14 protein-coding genes are annotated in these 19,012 nt (G+C 68.5%); 7 read left to right on the top strand and 7 right to left on the bottom strand.

The annotated features are described in order from the left end of the window. The first annotated feature begins 53 nt into the window (after positions 1 to 53). Positions 54 to 737: an HAD family hydrolase gene (locus C5F75_RS05690; protein WP_104011992.1), complete on the top strand. Its 684-nt coding sequence runs from the start codon at positions 54 to 56 to the stop codon at positions 735 to 737. 82 nt (positions 738 to 819) lie between these two features. On the opposite strand, the gene C5F75_RS05685 is transcribed toward C5F75_RS05690, so the two are convergent. The 5 genes from C5F75_RS05685 to apbC form a co-directional block, all read right to left on the bottom strand. Continuing rightward, on the bottom strand, positions 820 to 1,614 hold the full coding sequence (locus C5F75_RS05685) for a lysozyme inhibitor LprI family protein (RefSeq protein ID WP_104011960.1): 795 nt from the start codon (positions 1,612 to 1,614) through the stop codon (positions 820 to 822). Beyond that, on the bottom strand, positions 1,614 to 3,893 hold the full coding sequence (locus C5F75_RS05680) for an arginine/lysine/ornithine decarboxylase (protein ID WP_059576678.1): 2,280 nt from the start codon (positions 3,891 to 3,893) through the stop codon (positions 1,614 to 1,616). The genes C5F75_RS05685 and C5F75_RS05680 overlap by 1 nt, the downstream gene beginning before the upstream one ends. 81 nt (positions 3,894 to 3,974) lie before the next feature. Further along, positions 3,975 to 4,544: a dCTP deaminase gene (dcd, locus tag C5F75_RS05675; protein WP_006398615.1), complete on the bottom strand. Its 570-nt coding sequence runs from the start codon at positions 4,542 to 4,544 to the stop codon at positions 3,975 to 3,977. 268 nt (positions 4,545 to 4,812) lie between these two features. Continuing rightward, positions 4,813 to 5,349: a superoxide dismutase [Cu-Zn] gene (sodC, locus tag C5F75_RS05670; RefSeq protein ID WP_059576681.1), complete on the bottom strand. Its 537-nt coding sequence runs from the start codon at positions 5,347 to 5,349 to the stop codon at positions 4,813 to 4,815. A 133-nt stretch (positions 5,350 to 5,482) separates the two neighbouring features. Continuing rightward, complete coding sequence (apbC, locus tag C5F75_RS05665) at positions 5,483 to 6,574, bottom strand: iron-sulfur cluster carrier protein ApbC (protein WP_059646323.1); 1,092 nt, start codon at positions 6,572 to 6,574, stop codon at positions 5,483 to 5,485. Positions 6,575 to 6,926: 352 nt separating this feature from the next. Between apbC and C5F75_RS05660 the strand changes: the two genes are divergently transcribed. Beyond that, a complete protein-coding gene (locus tag C5F75_RS05660) occupies positions 6,927 to 7,574 on the top strand; it encodes an OmpA family protein (protein ID WP_059576687.1) in 648 nt (215 codons plus the stop codon). Positions 7,575 to 7,952: 378 nt separating this feature from the next. Then, positions 7,953 to 10,109 (top strand): methionine--tRNA ligase, encoded by a 2,157-nt coding sequence (metG, locus tag C5F75_RS05645; RefSeq protein WP_059576690.1) that lies wholly within the window; start codon positions 7,953 to 7,955, stop codon positions 10,107 to 10,109. Between the two features lie 91 nt (positions 10,110 to 10,200). On the opposite strand, the gene C5F75_RS05640 is transcribed toward metG, so the two are convergent. Next, the gene (locus tag C5F75_RS05640) at positions 10,201 to 14,253 is read right to left on the bottom strand and encodes a translocation/assembly module TamB domain-containing protein (RefSeq protein WP_104011959.1); all 4,053 of its coding nucleotides are present in this window, start codon (positions 14,251 to 14,253) and stop codon (positions 10,201 to 10,203) included. Positions 14,254 to 14,293: 40 nt separating this feature from the next. After that, the gene (locus tag C5F75_RS05635; protein ID WP_059576695.1) at positions 14,294 to 16,108 is read right to left on the bottom strand and encodes an autotransporter assembly complex protein TamA; all 1,815 of its coding nucleotides are present in this window, start codon (positions 16,106 to 16,108) and stop codon (positions 14,294 to 14,296) included. A 248-nt stretch (positions 16,109 to 16,356) separates the two neighbouring features. Here C5F75_RS05635 and C5F75_RS05630 point away from each other — a divergent pair, with 248 nt between their 5' ends. The 4 genes from C5F75_RS05630 to panD all read left to right on the top strand — a co-directional run bounded on the left by C5F75_RS05630 (position 16,357) and on the right by panD (position 18,951). Beyond that, entirely contained in the window at positions 16,357 to 16,545 is a 189-nt protein-coding gene (locus tag C5F75_RS05630; RefSeq protein WP_006484044.1) for a DUF3460 family protein, read from the top strand. Between the two features lie 4 nt (positions 16,546 to 16,549). Beyond that, positions 16,550 to 17,422, top strand: a complete 873-nt coding sequence (locus C5F75_RS05625; RefSeq protein WP_012329011.1) for a segregation and condensation protein A — start codon at positions 16,550 to 16,552, stop codon at positions 17,420 to 17,422. A gap of 258 nt (positions 17,423 to 17,680) precedes the next feature. Further along, complete coding sequence (gene panC / locus C5F75_RS05620; protein ID WP_059576698.1) at positions 17,681 to 18,520, top strand: pantoate--beta-alanine ligase; 840 nt, start codon at positions 17,681 to 17,683, stop codon at positions 18,518 to 18,520. 44 nt (positions 18,521 to 18,564) lie between these two features. Continuing rightward, a complete protein-coding gene (gene panD, locus C5F75_RS05615; protein ID WP_011885716.1) occupies positions 18,565 to 18,951 on the top strand; it encodes an aspartate 1-decarboxylase in 387 nt (128 codons plus the stop codon). Positions 18,952 to 19,012: the final 61 nt, after the last annotated feature.

Here is a 19,012-nt window from a genome sequence, read left to right as displayed (position 1 = left end):
GCCATCGTGCCGCTCGTCGCCTTCCCCGCTTCACCGCTTCACGGATGCTCCCGATGACCTTCTCCGCCGCGCTCTTCGACATGGACGGCCTGCTCGTCGATTCCGAGCGGACTATCATGAACACGTGGATCGACGTGTCGAACGCGCACGGCGTCGTGCTGACCGAGATCGATTACCTGCAGATCGTCGGCCGCTCGTTCGCCGAAGGCCAGGTGATCCTCGCGCGGCTGATCGGCGACCCCGCTACGTTCGACGCGGTGCGCATCCGCGTGCGCGAGCAGCTCGCCGCCCCGGAGCCCCATCCGAAGTTTCCGCTGAAGCCGGGCGCGCTTGCGCTGCTCGACACGCTCGCGCAGGCCGGCATTCCGTGCGCGGTCGCGTCGTCGTCCGCGGGCGACGTGATCCGCGCGCGGCTCGACGCGGTCGGCGTGCTGCCGTTCTTCCGCGCGGTCGCGGGCGGCGACGAAGTCGCGCGCGGCAAGCCCGACCCTGCCGTCTACCGGCTCGCGGCCGAACGCCTCGGCGTGCCAGCCCACGCGTGCATCGCGTTCGAGGACAGCGACTTCGGCGCGCTGTCGGCCGCCGGCGCCGGCGCGGCGGTCGTCACCGTGCCCGACCTGAAGGCGCCGACGCCGGAGATCGTCGCGCTGAGCCTGCACGTGCTCGCGTCGCTCGACGATGCGCTCGCGCTCGTGCCGTCGTGGTTCGGGCTGCAGGGCATGTCGCAGCCGGCGTAGGCGATACACCGCGCCATGCAAAACGGGCACCCTCGGGTGCCCGTTTTGTCGTGTCGCCGGCTCGGCAGCGGCGCGGCAGCCGTTACCGATTGCCGGCCGTCTCCGACAGCCGCTTCATCGTCGCGATGCGCGCGCCGATCAGGTCGACGCGCCCGTCCTCGCCGACGAGCGGCGCCGTCGCATCGCGGAACGCCACCCACGCGCGCTGCGCGCGCACGAGCGTCGCGGCCGAATGCGCGGGCATCTTGCGGCGCAACTTCTGGTAATAGCGGTTCAGGTCGAACAGCGCGTGCTCGCACGCGGCATCCTGCGCACACGGCCGCACGCGGCGCAGCGCCGGCTCGCGGGGCGCGTTCGCCGGCTTGGCGCCGCCCTGCGCACCGCTCGTCGCCGCCACCGGCACGGCAGCGGGCGGCGGCGCATAGCGATCGGCCGCCCCGCGCAGCGCCAGCGCGCGATCGCGCACCGGCTGCAGTTGCAGGTCGGCGCTCGACATCGCATACGCGGTGCCGCGCGTCGTGTCGTACACGGCCTTCAGCAGCAGCACCTCGTCCTTGCGCCACGTGAGCCAGCGGCGCTGGCTGTCCTGCCAGCCGCGCTTCGCGTCGGCCGGCGCATCCTTCAACAAGCGCTGGTACGCGCCGTCCATCACTGCCTGCCACTGCTGCTGCGCCTCGCCCATGCACTGGATCTGCCCGGCCGGCGACGACCGGTCGCGCCGCGCGAGGCATTGCCGCATCGCGACGTCGATCGGGTCGGCCGCCGCGACCTCCGCATGGGCGGCACCCGCGCCGGCGAGCCCCGCCGCGCCTGCCGCCCAGACGACGAGCGCGGCCAGCGCCGCGCGCATCGTCCGGATTCGTCCATGCGTCGCCATCAGTCGCGCACGCAGTCGACGAAGTACTCGACGCGGCCGTTCACCTCTTCCGCGACGAGGCCATGGATGTCGGTATGGAAGCCCGGGAAGCGCTCGTTGAAGTCGCGCGCGAACCGCAGGTAGTTCACGATCGTCTTGTTGAAGCGCTCGCCCGGGATCAGCAGCGGAATGCCCGGCGGGTACGGCGTGAGCAGGATGCTCGTCACGCGGCCTTCGAGCTCGTCGAGCGGCACGCGGTCGATCTTGCGGTGCGCGAGCTTCGCGAACGCGTCCGACGGCTTCATCGCCGGCTCCATGTCCGACAGGTACATCTCGGTCGTCAGGCGCGCGATGTCGTTCGCGCGGTACACGTCGTGGATCTGCGTGCACAGGTCGCGCAGGCCGACGCGCTCGTAGCGCGGATGCTGCGCGACGAATTCCGGCAGCACGCGCCACAGCGGCTGGTTGTTGTCGTAGTCGTCCTTGAACTGCTGCAGCTCGGTCACCATCGAGTTCCAGCGGCCCTTCGTGATGCCGATCGTGAACATGATGAAGAACGAGTACAGGCCGGTCTTCTCGACGATGATCCCGTGCTCGGCCAGGTACTTCGTGACGATCGCGGCCGGAATGCCGGTCTCGCCGAACTCGCCGTCGACGTCGAGCCCCGGCGTGATGATCGTCGCCTTGATCGGGTCGAGCATGTTGAAGCCTTCCGCGAGCGGGCCGAAGCCGTGCCAGTGGTCGTTCGGCTTCAGCATCCAGTCCTCGCGCGAACCGATGCCTTCCTCGGACAGGTTGTCCGGGCCCCACACGCTGAAGAACCAGTCGTCGCCGTATTCGGCGTCGACCTTGCGCATCGCGCGGCGGAAGTCGATCGCCTCGGCGATCGACTCCTCGACGAGCGCGGTGCCGCCCGGCGGCTCCATCATCGCGGCCGCGACGTCGCACGACGCGATGATCGCGTACTGCGGGCTCGTCGACGTGTGCATCAGGTACGCCTCGTTGAAGCGGTGCTTGTCGAACGTGCGGTTCTCCGAATCCTGCACGACGATCTGCGACGCCTGCGAGATGCCCGCGAGCAGCTTGTGCGTCGAGTGCGTCGCGAACACGAGCGCGCCGGTGCGCGGACGACCGTCGCCGATTGCGTGCATGTCGCGGTAGAACGGGTGGAACGTCGCGTGCGGCAGCCACGCTTCGTCGAAGTGCAGCGTGTCGAGCAGGTCGCCGAGCAGGTCCTTGATCATCTCGACGTTGTAGACGACGCCGTCGTACGTGCTCTGCGTGATCGTCAGAATGCGCGGCTTCATGTCCGGGTTCTGGCGCATCGCCTCGCGCGCGAACGGGTTCGCCTCGATCTTCCTGCGGATGTTCTCCGGCTTGAATTCGTCGCGCGGGATCGGCCCGATGATGCCGAAATGGTTGCGCGTCGGCGTGAGGAACACGGGGATCGCGCCCGTCATCGTGATCGCGTGCAGGATCGACTTGTGGCAGTTGCGGTCGACCAGCACGATGTCGCCGGGTGCGACCGTCGCGTGCCAGACGATCTTGTTCGACGTCGACGTGCCGTTGGTCACGAAGAACAGGTGGTCGGCGCTGAAGATGCGCGCCGCATTGCGCTCGGACGCCGCGACCGGGCCCGTGTGGTCGAGCAGCTGGCCGAGCTCGTCCACCGCGTTGCAGACGTCCGCGCGCAGCATGTTCTCGCCGAAGAACTGGTGGAACATCTGGCCGAGCGGGTTCTTCAGGAACGCGACGCCGCCCGAGTGACCGGGGCAGTGCCACGAGTACGAGCCTTCGTCCGCGTACTTGACCAGTTCCTTGAAGAACGGCGGCGCGAGCGAATCGAGATAGACCTTCGCCTCGCGGATGATGTGGCGCGCGACGAACTCCGGCGTGTCCTCGAACATGTGGATGAAGCCGTGCAGTTCGCGCAGGATGTCGTTCGGCAGATGGCGCGACGTGCGCGTCTCGCCGTACAGGAAGATCGGGATGTCCGCGTTGCGGCGGCGCACTTCGGTGACGAACGCGCGCAGCTCGATGATCGCGGTCGCGAGCTCGGGCAGCTCGCCGTCCGGGCCGGTTTCGCCGAGCATGAGTTCGTCGTCGTCGATCGACAGGATGAAGCACGACGCGCGGCTCGATTGCTGCGCGAACGACGTCAGATCGCCGTAGCTCGTGAGGCCGAGGACTTCGACGCCCTCCTTCTCGATCGCTTCGGCCAACGCCCGGATGCCGGAGCCCGAGATGTTCTCGGAGCGGAAATCTTCGTCGATGATGACGACGGGGAAACGAAACTTCATGGGCGATTCTCCAAAAAGAACGACCGCGGCGCGTCACGCGCAGCGGTCACCCGGAAACTGGTGAGACGTTATGCAACCAGATCAGGTTTTCGGCAGCGTGACACCGCGCTGCCCCTGATACTTGCCGCCGCGATCGGCGTACGACACGTCGCACACCTCGTCGCTTTCGAAGAAGAGCACCTGCGCGACGCCTTCGTTCGCGTAGATCTTCGCGGGCAACGGCGTGGTGTTCGAGAATTCCAGCGTGACGTAGCCTTCCCATTCTGGTTCGAACGGCGTCACGTTGACGATGATCCCGCAGCGCGCGTAGGTCGACTTGCCGAGGCAGACGGTGAGCACGGTGCGCGGGATGCGGAAATATTCGACGGTGCGGGCCAGCGCGAACGAGTTCGGCGGGATGATGCACACGTCGCCCTTGAAATCGACAAACGAACCCTCGTCGAAGTTCTTCGGATCGACGATCGTCGAGTTGATGTTCGTGAAGATCTTGAATTCGTCCGCGCAGCGGATGTCGTAGCCGTAGCTCGACGTGCCGTAGCTGACGATCCGGCGGCCGTCCTCGGACGCGCGGACCTGATCGGGCACGAACGGCTCGATCATCTTGTGCTCTTCGGCCATGCGCCGAATCCATTTGTCGGACTTGATGCTCATGCCAGCCTCCGCCGGGCCGTCCCAAGGGCGTAGCAGGGAATTCGCAGAGCACCGCTCTGCGCCTGCGCAGCCGGCCGGCTTTGCAAAGCCGGCCGTGGGCGGCTGGCCGTCCCGTCGGGGGACAACGAACGAAGTGAGCGTTGGGGTCGTTGCATATTCAGGGCGCCTGGAAACGCTGCGTGACAGTCGGTGGGGGCCTTACCCGCGAAGCGGCGGCCGGGAAAGGCGCACATTTTACGCGATCATCGGGCCACGCACGCGGCGGCCGTCAACGGATCACGCCGCACGCCAGCGCGGGCCCCGCGCCATGCTGCGCGAACGCCGGGTCGCTCGAGTCGCGGTGCACCAGCGCCGCCCGGTTCATCGCAGAGCGCACGCCATCGAGGGCCAGATCGGGCGCGACGATGAAGCCGGCCGCGACGCCGTTCGCGTCCGCATGGATGTTGCCGAGATCGCCGGCGACGCGCGCCCCGGCGCGCAGCCGGTCGGCGGCCGGCGCGAACACGGGGCCTGCGCTCGAGCCGTCGCCGGCGTTGCAGTCGCCGCGTTCGTGCACCTGCAGCGCGTGATCGCTGTTCGGCGGCAGGCCGACCAGGTTGTAGGTGACCTGCACGCCGTCCGGGCGCTCGACGAATGTCACCGCGCCGCGCGCCTGCGAGCCGACCGTCGGCTGCAGTTGCGCGTCGGCCCGTTTTTCGTGCGACGAGGAAAAGGAGGTACAGCCGGCCAGCAGGCCCAGCGCGGCGGCGGCCAGCAGCGCGCGCCGCGCGCGGCCGGCGCGCACGCCGTGATGTCGTTGTTTCATTCGATCCTCATGCCGGCTGGCGGCCGTTTGACACGGCGGCCGCGCCGGGCGGGTAAAGGGACCCGGGAAAAGTCGCCATGATACCGCGCCTCGCGGCGCCGTAAACAGCGTAAGGCCCCGCCCCGCAAGGGTTTTACGTATTTTGAACAACGATCGACGGGAACTTCGACGTCATGTCGCGCGATCGCTCGGCAATCGCCAGCGCGACCCCGCGCGCGATGTCGCGGTAGCGACGCGCGAGCGCGCCTTCGGGATCGGCCGCGACCGTCGGCGTGCCGCTGTCGGCGCGCTCGCGGATCGCGATGTCGAGCGGCAGGCTGCCGAGCACGTTCACGTCGTAATCCTTCGCCATCCGCTCGGCCCCGCCGGCGCCGAAGATGTGCTCCTCGTGGCCGCAGTTCGAGCAGATGTGGATGCTCATGTTCTCGACGATGCCGAGGATCGGAATCCCGACCTTCTCGAACATCTTCAGTCCCTTCTTCGCGTCGAGCAGCGCGATGTCCTGCGGCGTCGTGACGATCACCGCGCCGGTGACGGGCACGCGCTGCGCGAGCGTGAGCTGGATGTCGCCGGTGCCCGGCGGCATGTCGACGATCAGGTAGTCGAGCTCGCGCCAGTTGGTCTGGCGCAGCAGTTGCTCGAGCGCGGACGTCGCCATCGGGCCGCGCCACACCATCGGGTTGTCTTCCTCGATCAGGAAGCCGATCGAGTTCGCCTGCAAGCCGTGGCCGACGAGCGGGTTCATCGATTGATTGTCGGGCGACTCGGGGCGCTGGCCGTGGATGCCGAGCATCGTCGGCAGCGACGGGCCGTAGATGTCGGCGTCGAGTATGCCGACCGACGCGCCTTCCGCGGCAAGCGCGAGCGCGAGGTTCACGGCCGTCGTGCTCTTGCCGACGCCGCCCTTGCCCGACGCGACCGCGACGATGTTCTTCACATTCGGCAACAACTTCACGCCGCGCTGCACCGTATGCGCGACGATTTCCTGCGACACGGCGACGCGCGCGTCGCGCACGCCCGGCACGCCCTGGAGCGCCGCGGCGACGCGCGCGCGCACGTCGTCGTGCTGGCTGCGCGCGGGATAACCGAGCACCACGTCGAGCGCCACGACGTCGCCGTCGATCGCGACGTTGCGCACGCCCTTGTTCGCCGCATACGGGCGGCCGGTATTGGGGTCGACGACTGCCGCCAGCGCGGCGTCGACTTGTGCCCGGTCAATGCTCATCAAGACTCCGTGAAAACGTTTTTCTCGCGCGCAAACGTCAAAAAATATCAAATTACGCTGCGAAAATCGGGAAAAGTGAAAGAATCTGTTGCACGCCATTGCGCGAACGCGCGACCCGGCGCACTCTTCGCGTGCGGCATGCTATAGGGCCAAATCGGCCATTCACCGCCTATATTGTAGAGGCTGACGCGTCGCCCCGCCCGAACAGCCCCGCTGACGGACAGGGCATGCGAGCGCCTCGGCGGCTGCCGCGAGCGCAGGCCGGCCCTCCTTTTTCGGACGGCCCGCGCAGGGAGCCATAACTGTTGTTTGTCGTCGTTGTCGACTCGTTCAACCAAGAGAGGAATCCAAGATGAACATGAAAATCGCGACTCGCCTGTCCGTCTTCGCACTCGCCGGCGCACTGCTCGCAGGCTGCGCCACGCAGCAAGGCAACAATACGGCCGTCGGCACCGGCACGGGCGCGGCGCTGGGCGCAGGGATCGGCGCACTGGCCGGCGGCGGCAAGGGCGCGGCGATCGGCGCGGGCGTCGGCGCACTGGTTGGCGGCGTGACGGGTTACAACTGGCAAGCGATCAAGAACAAGCTCGCGCCGTCGGCGGCGCAGACGGGCACGCAGGTCACCGAGCAGCCGGACGGCTCGCTGAAGCTGAACGTGCCGAGCTCGGTCACGTTCGCGACGAACCAGTACGCGATCACGCCGGCGTTCACGCCGCTGCTGAACGACCTCGCGACGACGCTGAACCAGAACCCGCAACTGACGGCGTCGATCGTCGGCTACACGGACAGCACGGGCTCGGCGCAGTTGAACCAGACGCTGTCGCAGAACCGTGCGCAAAGCGTCGTGAACGCGCTCGTGCAGCGCGGCGTGAACGGCGGTCGTCTGTCGGCGCAAGGCATGGGCCCGTCGAACCCGATCGCGGACAACGCGACCGAAGCCGGTCGCGCCCAGAACCGCCGCGTCGAGATCTACCTGCGCGCGCCGCAACAGCATCAGTAAGCACGACCACGAGGGGAAACGTGCGGGCGCCCTGCCCACACAGCCCCGCCCGGCAAGGCTTTGGGCGGGGCCGGTAACAAATCGAAAAAATTTTCGAACTTCTGTCGCAGGCCGTGGTCAGTATTTACGGTACGCGGCTGGTGTTGCCGGCGCGTCACCATTCTCCTCTTGTCGTTGTTGCTCCGGGGCCGTATCCGCCCCGGTTTTTTTTGCCCGCCGAATTCGTGCTGCAGCGCAGCACAACACGGCCGGGCACGCCGCACGTGCGGCCTCGTCCCCGCTGCCGCCCCGTCGCGGCGCGTGCTCGCCGCGCTGGTCCGCGCCCCTGCTAGAATCGCAGTTTCCCGTCGTTTTTCCCGCTGTTCTTCTCCAGACCCTATGTCCGCATCCGACCTCACTTCCGTGCAGGCTGCGGCGCCGCAAGGCGGCCGCCAGATCCTCGTTACGTCCGCCCTGCCCTATGCAAACGGGCAGATCCACATCGGCCACCTGGTCGAGTACATCCAGACCGACATCTGGGTGCGGACGCTGCGAATGCATGGCCATGAGGTCTACTACATCGGCGCCGACGATACGCACGGCACGCCGATCATGCTGCGCGCGGAGGCGGAAGGCCTGACCCCGAAGCAGCTGATCGACCGCGTGTGGGCCGAGCACAAGCGCGACTTCGACAGCTTCGGCGTGTCGTTCGACAACTTCTACTCGACCGATTCGGACGAGAACCGCGTGCTGAGCGAGAAGATCTATCTCGCGCTGCGGGAAGCCGGCCTGATCGCCGAACGCGAAATCGAGCAGGCCTACGATCCGGTCAAGGAAATGTTCCTGCCGGACCGCTTCATCAAGGGCGAGTGCCCGAAGTGCCACGCGAAGGACCAGTACGGCGACAGCTGCGAAGTGTGCGGCTCCACCTACCTGCCGACCGAGCTGCTGAACCCGTATTCGGTCGTGTCGGGCGCGACGCCGGTGCGCAAGACCTCGAAGCACTACTTCTTCCGCCTGTCCGACCCGCGCTGCGAATCGTTCCTGCGCGAATGGGTGAGCGGCCTCGCGCAGCCCGAGGCGACCAACAAGATGCGCGAATGGCTCGGCGACGCCGGCGAAGCCAAGCTCGCCGACTGGGACATCTCGCGTGACGCGCCGTACTTCGGCTTCGAGATCCCGGGCGCGCCCGGCAAGTATTTCTACGTGTGGCTCGACGCGCCGGTCGGCTACTACGCGAGCTTCAAGAACCTGTGCGCGCGCAACGGCGTCGATTTCGATGCGTGGATCCGCCCCGGCTCGAAGGCCGAGCAGTACCACTTCATCGGCAAGGACATCCTGTACTTCCACACGCTGTTCTGGCCCGCGATGCTCGAGTTCTCGGGCCACCGCACGCCGACCAACGTGTTCGCGCACGGCTTCCTGACGGTCGACGGCGCGAAGATGTCGAAGTCGCGCGGCACGTTCATCACCGCGCAGAGCTACATCGACACGGGCCTGAACCCCGAGTGGCTGCGCTACTACTTCGCCGCGAAGCTGAACGCGACGATGGAAGACATCGACCTGAACCTCGACGACTTCCAGGCGCGCGTGAACAGCGATCTCGTCGGCAAGTACGTGAACATCGCGAGCCGCGCGGCCGGCTTCCTGATCAAGCGTTTCGACGGTCGCGTGCAGGACAGCGCGATGAACCATCCGCTCGTCGCGAAGCTGCGCGATGCGATTGCGCAGATCGCCGCGAGCTACGAAGCACGCGAATACGGCCGCGCGCTGCGCCACACGATGGAGCTCGCGGACGAAGTGAACGCGTACGTCGACGGCGCGAAGCCGTGGGATCTCGCGAAGGATCCGGCCAACGCGGTCGCGCTGCACGAAACCTGCAGCGTGAGCCTCGAGGCGTTCCGCCTGCTGTCGCTCGCGCTGAAGCCGGTGATACCGCGCGTCGCCGAAGCGGTCGAAGCGTTCTTCGGGATCGCGCCGCTCGCGTGGGCCGATGCCGCGAAGCCGCTGTCGTCGGCGCAGCCGATCAAGGCGTACCAGCATCTGATGACGCGCGTCGATGCGAAGCAGATCGAAGCGCTGCTGGCCGCGAACCGCGATTCACTGCAGGCCGGGGCAACGGGTGCGGCCGCCGCGAGCGCGAACGCCGCGAAGGATGCGAAGAACAACGCGAAGGCGAACGCGAAGCCGGCCGCCGCGAATGGCGCCGACGACGCGCCGATCTCGATCGACGATTTCGCGAAGATCGACCTGCGCATCGCGAAGATCGTCGCGTGCCAGGCCGTCGAAGGCTCGGACAAGCTGCTGCAGCTCACGCTCGACGTCGGCGAGGAAAAGACCCGCAACGTGTTCTCGGGCATCAAGTCCGCGTACCAGCCCGAGCAGCTCGTCGGCAAGCTGACGGTCATGGTGGCGAACCTCGCGCCGCGCAAGATGAAGTTCGGCCTGTCCGAAGGGATGGTGCTCGCCGCATCGGCCACCGACGAGAAGGCGGAACCGGGCCTCTACATCCTCGAGCCGCACAGCGGCGCGAAGCCGGGCATGCGCGTGAAGTAAGCGCAACGCGCTGCTGCCGGCGCGAAAAGGCCCCGCACGATGCGAATCGTGCGGGGCTTTTTTATCGTCGCCCGGTACGCCTTGCCCGCCCTCACCGCTGCCCGAACCACCGATCGAAGCGCCGCGTGTAGTTCAGGTCGACACCCTGGAACGTGCCGCCGTACGCCGACACCGACCAGAAGCGCGTCAGGTTGATCGTCGCCTTGAACGCGTTGCTCGCCGATTGCAGCCCCTGCTCGAAGCCGAGCACGAAGCGCTCGTTGATCGCCTTTGACACCAGCACGACCTGCGGATCGGTCAGGCCGACTTCGCTGCGGCCGACCGACACCTCGTCGAGACCGAAAGTCTGTGCGACACGCTTGCCGGTCACGCTGCCGAGCAGCCCGAGCGCCGCCGTCATCGCGCCCTGCTGGCCGACGTTGTTGCCCTGGTCGGTACCGTGCCCGAACAGCAGCCACGACAGCTTTTCGTTGTCGGTGACGTTCGGCTCCGACACGAGCTTGACCGTCGGCGACTGGATCGTGCCGACCACCTGCACGCCGGCCTCGACCTCCTGGTTGCGCCGCATCGCGAGGATGTTGACGCCCGGGTTCGACACCGGGCCGTTGAACGTGAAGAAACCGTTCTCGATCGCGAGCTTGCGGCCGAACGTCGTGTACGTCGAACCTTCCGTCACGCGCACGTTGCCGACCGCGCGCAGCGGCACGCCCGGCGCGCTCATCACGGTGATCGTGCCGCGCAGCCCGAGATCCGCGCCGTGGCCCTTGAAGCGGAAGTTGTTGCCGAGGCCGACGTCGATGTTCGCGCGCGGCGCCAGCGATGGCGCGGGCTTGTTCTCGACCGGCTTCGGCTTCGCGGCCGCGGTGCCGGTCGGCGTCTCGCCACGCACCGTGCCGTCCGGCTGCACGATCACGACGTCGTCGGACAGGTGCGGCGCCGATTGCTCGGGCAGGTCGAACAGCGCGCGATCGACCATGAACTTGCCGTCGATCGACAGCGCGCCGCGCGGCCCGTCGTTCGCGACGGTGGCCTTGCCCGACAGCGACAGCTTGCGGTCGGGCGCCGCGAACAGTTCGAGCTTGTCCGCGACGATGCTCGCGGTCAGGTCCGGCGCCTCGCCGTCGAGGCGCACGCGGCCGAGCGCGCGCAGCGTGCCGTCGCCGCCGTGGAACTCGACCTGCTGGAATTCGACGAGGTTGTCCGACAGCTTCACGCGCACGATGCCGTCCTTCAACTGCACGCCCTGATCGATCAGCGTCGCGGACAGCTCGTCGCCGGTCAGCGTCCCCGACAGGTTCGGTTTCACCGGCGTGCCGGAGACGGTCAATTTCAGCGCCGCGCGCCCGCCGAGCAGGTAGCTCGGCCCGAACAGGTTGCCGGTCGTCTTCAGCGCCGGGATGTCGGCGTCGATGCGGCCCGACAGCGGGCCGTCGTCGACGATGCCGAACACGCCGTCGCGCAGCGCGAACGGCACCGCGACGTTCGCGTCGAGCGTGCCGATCCGGCTCGCCTTCGCGAGCGCCGTCACGTTGAGCCGGTTGCCGGGCGCGAAGCTCGCGCGTGCGGACAGGTCGGTCAGGCCGAGCGACGCGATGCCGCGCCCGGTCTCGATCGTCACGTCGCCGCCGCGGCGCTTCACCTGCACGTAGCCCGTCGCGTTCGCGCCGAGCGAGAAATCCCAGTCGGCATCGAGCACGACGTCGGTCCGCACCGGCGGCCGCTGGCCGGTCAGCGCCTGGCGCACCTCGAGGAAACGCGCGACCGACGCGCCCGTCACGGCGCCCGCCGAGCGCATCTGGCCGCGATCGAACACGAACGATTTCAGGTCGATCGCCGCGCCTTCGAGCGTCAGCCGCGTCGCGCCGAGCGTCACGCGCCCGGCGCCGGCCGATATCGTCAGCGGCGCCTGCAGCGCGAGCGCCGGCGTGCCGCGATTCGCGAGCCGCGTGACGGTGCCGTCCCAGCGCATGCCGTCGCGGGTCTCGACCACACCGCCGTTCGCCGCGAGCGTCAGGTCGATCACGCGGCCGCCGGCCGCCCCGAGCGCCGATGCGTCGAGCGTGTGCTTCGCGCGCGTGCCGTCGAGGTTCGCGCGCAACGACTTCAACTGGAACGACCCGAGCGCGATGTCGGCCGCGTCGGCCGTGAACACGAGGGCGCCGTGCGCGCCGTCGCGGATGTCCGCGCGGCCCTGCGCGGTGCCGATCCGGTTCGAGCCGACGACGACGTGCTCGGCCTTGTAGGTGGCCGTCACGTTCGGATGCGCGAAGCTGCCGGTCAGGTCGCCCTGCGCCTGCACGAGCCCTTCGACACCGAAGCCGAGCCGGTCGAGCTGCGGCGCGTCGACGACGAAGCGCAGCCGGTCGCCGGGTGCGCCGAAGCTGCCGCGCAGGTCGACGTGGTTGCCGGCGATCGACAGGTTCGCGTTGCTCGGCAGGATCCGCGAGCCGGCGAGCTGCACGACGCCGGCGCCCGTCAGCGGCACGCCGTCGTACAGGCTGTCGGCGAGCTTGAAGGTGGCCTTCGTCGACACTTGCGGCGCAAACGCGCCCGACGCGGTCAGCGTGCCCGACACGCGCGTCTCGCCGCGCTTGGCCGGCGCCTTGGCGGCCTTCGCCGGCGCCTTGCCGCCGCCCGCCTTCGGCGCGCTCGCCGCGGCGAGCAGCAGCGGATCGAACGCGGTCAGCGTCGCCTTCGCGTCATAGGTCGAATGCGCGTCGTGGCGGAACACGCCCGTCAGGTCGATGCGCCCCTTGCCGGCCGTCACGCGCGTGTCGGTCAGCACGGTCTGCTGCCGCGTCAGCGCGACCTTGGCGCGCGCGCCGAGCGCGAGCTTCGGGTCGTTCAGGTTGAAATCGACGGTCGTCACGTCGCCCGCGAGCGTCACGCCAAGCGGGCCGCCGAGGCGCATCGGCCGCAGCTCGGCGACGAACGCGTTCAGGTCGAGGTTCGCGACCTTCAGGTCGAAGCGGCCCTTGCCGCCCGCGAGCGTACCGCCGCCGGTCACGCTGCCGTCGCGGATCAGCTTCAGCGCGAGGCCGTCGATGCGCTGCGCGTGCGCGTCGAGATGCACGGTCGCGTGCGCGTCGATCACCGGCAGCAGATGGTCGCCGAGCGTGCCCGGCTTCGCGTTGACGATCGACACCGGGCCCGTCACCGCGAAACCCTTCGCGGGCGCGGAGCCCGCCGACGCGCTCACCGGCGCGAGTGCCGCGCGCACCGCGAGATCGGCCGCGGGCGCGCCGGGCGACAGCGCCTGCGGGTTCACGTGGTCGAACGCGAGCGACGCACGCGTGAGCGGCACCGGGCCGAACGGCGCGGCCTCGACGTGCGCGCGCCCGTTCAGCTTCATCCCGCTCGCGTCGACGTCGGCGACGAGCGCCTCGAGCGAGCCCGACACACGGGCCCGCGCGTCGACCGGTTCGTCGGACAGCTTGCCGGCGTAGGTCGCCTCGCCCGTCAGCGCGAACGGCTTCACGCCGTCGAGCTTCGCGCGCGCAGTCAGCGCGCCGTACGGCGTATCGACGCCGTCGAGCACGAGTTCATGATGACGGCCGTCGCTGCGGCCGTTCAGCGCGAGATGGTCGAGCTGCGTCGTCGAGCCGCCGTCGTGAATGGCGAGGCGATCGACGCGCAGGTCGTCGATCCGCACCTGCAGCGGCAGGCTCAGGTTCTGCGGCGTCGTACTCGGCGTCGACGGCCCCGGCGCGATCCGCACGTCGATCGTGCCGGCGCGCAGATACGCGATGGACAGCCGCCACGGCGCGCGCGTCAGCGCCCAGCGGCCGTCGAGCCGGTCGATGCGAACCTCGGTGCCGGTGCCGTCGGGGCTCGTCCACGCGAACCCGCGCAAGCGCACGCCGGTCGCGAGCGAGCCGCCGTCGAGCGTGCCCGCGAGCCGCGTGCCGAGCACCTTGCCGGCCGCCTGCCACGCGAGCCGCGTGCCGCGCTCCGTCGTCACCGCCCCCACCACGAGCCCCGCCGCCAGCACGACGAGCAGCACGAGCGACGCGAACGTCCACGCGAGAACGCGCCACGCGCGGCCGCGACGCGGCGCGCGCGGCGGCCGCGGCGGCGTATCGGGCGCGCCGTCGGGCGAATCCGGATCGTGAGGCGGCGGCGTGTCGTTCGGGTCCTTCGTCATGCGGTTCGTCGTGCGTGTCGTCGTGAACAGGGCGACAGGTTCAGAAAGCGATGCCGAGTGTCAGGTACGGGCGCACGCTATGGTTGCGCAAGCCGTACGCGACGTCGACGTTGATCGGGCCCACCGGGCTGCGCCAGCGCGCACCGACGCCCACGCCCGGATAAAACACGCGCTCGCCCCACGCATCGGTCGCGGTGCCGATGTCGAAGAACGTCGCGGCGCCCCAGTCGCGGTTGAACCAGTGCTGGTATTCGGCCGTCCCCGTCATCAGGTACTTGGTCGGCAAAACGGAGCCGGCGACGCTGTTACCGATGCTCTGGTAACCGTAGCCGCGCACCGAATTCGAGCCGCCCGCGCGGAACAGCAGCGACGCCGGCACGCCCGACGAGCTGCCGCTCGTAAACACGCCGCCGAGCTCCGCGCGGAACACGAACAGGTCGCGCTTGCCGATAGGCAGGTATTGCTGCCCGCGCGCGTAGCCGCGAATGAAGGTTTCGTCGGCCAGCACGTGCTTGACCGCGAAGCCGGCCTCCGCGTGAATCAGGTTGCCCGAGCGCGGGAACAGCGGATCGTCGACGTTGCGGCGGGTCCACGCCCACTGCGGCACCAGCGCGCGGCTCGTGGTCGGCCCCGCGCCGTTCTGGTCGAGCCGGTCCTGGTAGTACATCAGCGAATACGCATAGTCGATGAACTGGCCGGTGCGCGTGCGCTGCACGCCGACCCGCGCGCTGTAGATGCGCGTATCCGACACGTTGGTGTTCGTGTACGACGCGAGCACGCTGTTGGTCCAGCCCTTCTCGCCCGGCGGCATCGACAGCTGCACCTGCCCGTACTGCTGGATCTGGTCGACCCGGCCCGACACGGTCAGCGGCCATGCGGCGCCGAACGTGTCGAGATACGTATAGGAGCCTTGCACGTGCGGCCCGGTATCGGTGGCAAAGCCGACGCCGCCGCGAATGTTGTTGTACGGGAATTCGCTGACCTTCACGTGCACGGGCGTGCGCTCGGGCTTCGACGTATCGTCGCCGACGTCGATCGCGACGCTCGCGTAGTACGGCGTGTTCTGCAGTTGCCGCTGCAATTCGGCGATCCGCCGCACGTCGTAGATCTCGCCTTCCGACAGCGGATTGACGTTCGTGACGATCCTTTCCGGATAACGGCGCACGCCGTCGACGTCGACCTTGCCGATCGTAAACGTCGGGCCGCTGTCGAACGCGACCGCGAGCGTCGCGCGCTGCGTGCGCGGATCGATCCGCGCCTCGGACGACGCGATCTTCGCGCCGAGATAGCGGCGCGACTGCAGTTGCCGGAGCGCCGCGCTCTTCGCGTCGTCCCAGTCGGACTGCGTGAACGGGTCGCCAGGCTTCATCGAGAACGCGAAGCGCGTGGCGGTTTCCTGCTTCGGATCCTCGGTTTCGACAGGGCCCTTGAACGTCAGGTCGACCGTCGACACGACGGTCTGCTTGCCCGGATCGACCGCGATGCGCACGTCGCGCTTGCCGTCGCGGGTGCGCACGTCGGTGCGCACGATCGGCGAGAAATAGCCGGCCGTCGCGGCCAGGTCGCGCACCTGCTGCGGCGTGGCGGTCACGAGGAAGTCGAACTGGTCGTCGCTGATATCGTCGCGCTTCGCGAAGCGGGCGATATCGAGATGCGTCTTCAGGAGCTTGCGGATCGAGCGCGGCGCGTCGATGTCGACGTCGTACTTCGCATGGGCCGGCAGCGCGAAGCACGCGGCCAGGCAGCCCGCGAGGGCCGCCCGCGCGACGCGGGCCGCGGCGCCGGCGTGATCGCGCGCCGCGCGCGGGCCTGCATCATGCGCCGTGTGTGCTCGATGGTTCGACTGCCCCGCCAAATATGACCTCGCCGTGCTGGTTTGTTACGGTTTCGTGGAAAACCCTGTATTTGACCACAGGGCGCGGGCGTCACAGCCAAACGATTGTGAAAGAATGCCAGCCCCGGGCACGGCCGCCGCACGATCCCCGTCGGCACCGGCCCGCCGATTCGACGCGCGATTGGCGCCGGCTGTTCCCCGCGATGCGGTAAAATCCCGCCATCGTGAATCCGGCGCATCGTGCGCCGCCCGAAACGGAAGATCCAGCCATGCCGTACCAGTCCGACGTCACGCAGTTCCTGAACCAGCTCAAGCAGCAGAAGCCGACGCTCGAGGAAGAGCAGCGCAAGGGCCGTTCCCTGTTGTGGGACAAGCAGCCGATCGATCTCGAGGAGCGCGCCGAGCAGCAGGAATCGCGCGTGAAGCAGACGCCGTACGTCTACTACCAGAACTTCTGACGACGTGAGCGCCGCCGACGAGGCCAGCGCCGCCCGGCAGGACGACGCGATCGCCGCGCCCGCGGGCGCCGATTCGACGCCCGACACGGTCGACGGTGTCGCGGCGTTCGCTCGCCTGTACGGCGAGCCGCTCTTCAAGCTGCCGCAGGATCTCTACATCCCGCCCGATGCGCTCGAGGTGTTCCTCGAGACGTTCGAAGGCCCGCTCGACCTGCTGCTGTACCTGATCCGCAAGCAGAACTTCAACGTGCTCGACATCCCGATGGCGCAGGTCACCGCGCAGTATCTGGGCTACGTCGACCAGATCCGCACGTCGAACCTCGAGCTCGCGGCCGAGTACCTGCTGATGGCCGCGATGCTGATCGAAATCAAGTCGCGGATGCTGCTGCCGGTCAAGAAGGCCGACACCGGCGAGGAAGCCGAGGATCCGCGCGCCGAACTCGTGCGCCGGCTGCTCGAGTACGAGCAGATGAAGCTCGCCGCGCAGCGGCTCGACCAGTTGCCGCAGCTCGGCCGCGATTTCCTGCGCGCCGAGGTGTACATCGAGCAAAGCGTCACGCCGCGCTTTCCCGACGTCAATTCGGACGACCTGCGCGCCGCGTGGGCCGACGTGCTCAAGCGCGCGAAGCTCGTCCAGCACCACAAGATCTCCCGCGAGGAGCTGTCGGTGCGCGAACACATGAGCCTGATCCTGCGCCGGCTGCAGAACGCCCGCTTCATGGAATTCGCCGACCTGTTCGACACGTCGCGCGGCGTGCCGGTCGTCGTCGTGAACTTCATCGCGATGCTCGAGCTCGCGCGCGAATCGCTGCTCGAGATCACGCAGGCCGAGCCGTTCGCGCCGATCTACGTGCGTCTCGCATACCTGCCCGCGTAAGGGCCGCCCCCGCCGCTTCCCGTTCCCGGTTCGTCCCGACGCTCGCGCTTCGCCGCGGCGGAAGGCCGTCCGGCGGGTGTCCCGCACGTCCCGATATAAAGTGAACGATCGTTCTTTTATCGATGCGTCGCGCGGCCAAATCCTCTACAATCCGCCGACGCCCGATGCGCCGCCCGCGCGCCGGCGTTCTCCGCTTCGACCCCGGCGCCGCTGCTGCGGCGCCCACGCGCACCTGCGCGAGGAACCCGCTACCCGATCATGAAAGTCATCAGCTCGATCCAGGAACTGCGCGACCAGTTGCGCGGCCAGAACCGCACGGCGTTCGTGCCCACGATGGGCAACCTGCACGAAGGGCACCTGTCGCTGATGCGCCTCGCGCGCCAGCACGGCGACCCGGTCGTGGCGAGCATCTTCGTCAACCGGCTGCAATTCGGCCCGAACGAGGATTTCGACAAGTACCCGCGCACGCTCCAGGACGATATCGAGAAGCTGCAGCAGGAAAACGTGTACGTGCTGTTCGCGCCGACCGAGCGCGACATGTACCCGGAGCCGCAGGAGTATCGCGTGCTGCCGCCGGACGACCTGGGCGGGATACTCGAGGGCGAGTTCCGTCCCGGCTTCTTCGCCGGCGTGTGCACGGTCGTCACGAAGCTGATGTCCTGCGTGCAGCCGCGCGTCGCCGTGTTCGGCAAGAAGGATTACCAGCAGCTGATGATCGTGCGCCGGATGTGCCAGCAGCTCGCGCTGCCGGTCGACATCGTCGCGGCCGAGACCGTGCGCGACGAGGACGGCCTCGCGTTGTCGTCGCGCAACCGCTACCTGACGGCCGACGAGCGCAAGGAAGCGCCCGAACTGGCGAAAACGCTGCAGCGCGTGCGCGACAGCGTGCTCGGCGGCGAACGCGACCTCGGCAAGCTCGAGCAGCACGCGCACACGCACCTGGCCGAACGCGGCTGGGCGCCCGACTACATCGCGATCCGCCGCCGCGCGAACCTGATCGCACCGAGCGCCGCCGAACTCGAAGCCGGCGAGCCGCTCGTCGTGCTCGCGGCCGCGAAGCTCGGCGCGACGCGCCTCATCGACAACCTGGAAATCTGACGGCCGGCCCGCCCGCGCCTCTCACGACGCATCACGGAGACCCCATGCAGCGCCACATGCTCAAATCGAAGATCCACCGTGCGGCGGTCACGCACTGCGAACTGCACTACGAAGGTTCGTGCGCGATCGACGAAGACCTGCTCGAAGCGGCGGGCCTCATCGAAAACGAACGGATCGACATCTGGAACATCAACAACGGCGAGCGCTTCTCGACGTACGCGATCAAGGGCGAGCGCGGCAGCGGGATGATCTCGCTGAACGGCTCGGCCGCGCGCCGCGCGCAGTTGGGCGACCTCGTGATCATCGCGGCGTTCGCGATGGTCGACGAAGCCGAACTGCAGGCCGGCTGGAAGCCGAAGCTCGTGTTCATCGACGAAGGCAACAAGATCAAGGGCCATCGCGATCACGTGCCGACGCAGAGCTGGACGTAAGCCGAGCGGCACGCGCGCGGGCCGCGGCGCGCGGCCGCGGCGCTGCCGTTTGCCGCCGACG

The organism is Burkholderia anthinoferrum (assembly GCF_002925705.1).
GTDB classification, from domain to species: domain Bacteria; phylum Pseudomonadota; class Gammaproteobacteria; order Burkholderiales; family Burkholderiaceae; genus Burkholderia; species Burkholderia semiarida.
Note: the sequence above shows the minus strand (reverse complement) of the source record. Positions and strands in the feature narration are given on the sequence as shown.

Coding starts and splice junctions, on each gene's coding strand:
- C5F75_RS05690 (WP_104011992.1), top strand. CDS start 54: ATGACCTTCTCCGCCGCGCTCTTCGACATGGACGGCCTGCTCGTCGAT.
- C5F75_RS05685 (WP_104011960.1), bottom strand. CDS start 1,614: ATGGCGACGCATGGACGAATCCGGACGATGCGCGCGGCGCTGGCCGCG.
- C5F75_RS05680 (WP_059576678.1), bottom strand. CDS start 3,893: ATGAAGTTTCGTTTCCCCGTCGTCATCATCGACGAAGATTTCCGCTCC.
- dcd (WP_006398615.1), bottom strand. CDS start 4,544: ATGAGCATCAAGTCCGACAAATGGATTCGGCGCATGGCCGAAGAGCAC.
- sodC (WP_059576681.1), bottom strand. CDS start 5,349: ATGAAACAACGACATCACGGCGTGCGCGCCGGCCGCGCGCGGCGCGCG.
- apbC (WP_059646323.1), bottom strand. CDS start 6,574: ATGAGCATTGACCGGGCACAAGTCGACGCCGCGCTGGCGGCAGTCGTC.
- C5F75_RS05660 (WP_059576687.1), top strand. CDS start 6,927: ATGAACATGAAAATCGCGACTCGCCTGTCCGTCTTCGCACTCGCCGGC.
- metG (WP_059576690.1), top strand. CDS start 7,953: ATGTCCGCATCCGACCTCACTTCCGTGCAGGCTGCGGCGCCGCAAGGC.
- C5F75_RS05640 (WP_104011959.1), bottom strand. CDS start 14,253: ATGACGAAGGACCCGAACGACACGCCGCCGCCTCACGATCCGGATTCG.
- C5F75_RS05630 (WP_006484044.1), top strand. CDS start 16,357: ATGCCGTACCAGTCCGACGTCACGCAGTTCCTGAACCAGCTCAAGCAG.
- panC (WP_059576698.1), top strand. CDS start 17,681: ATGAAAGTCATCAGCTCGATCCAGGAACTGCGCGACCAGTTGCGCGGC.
- panD (WP_011885716.1), top strand. CDS start 18,565: ATGCAGCGCCACATGCTCAAATCGAAGATCCACCGTGCGGCGGTCACG.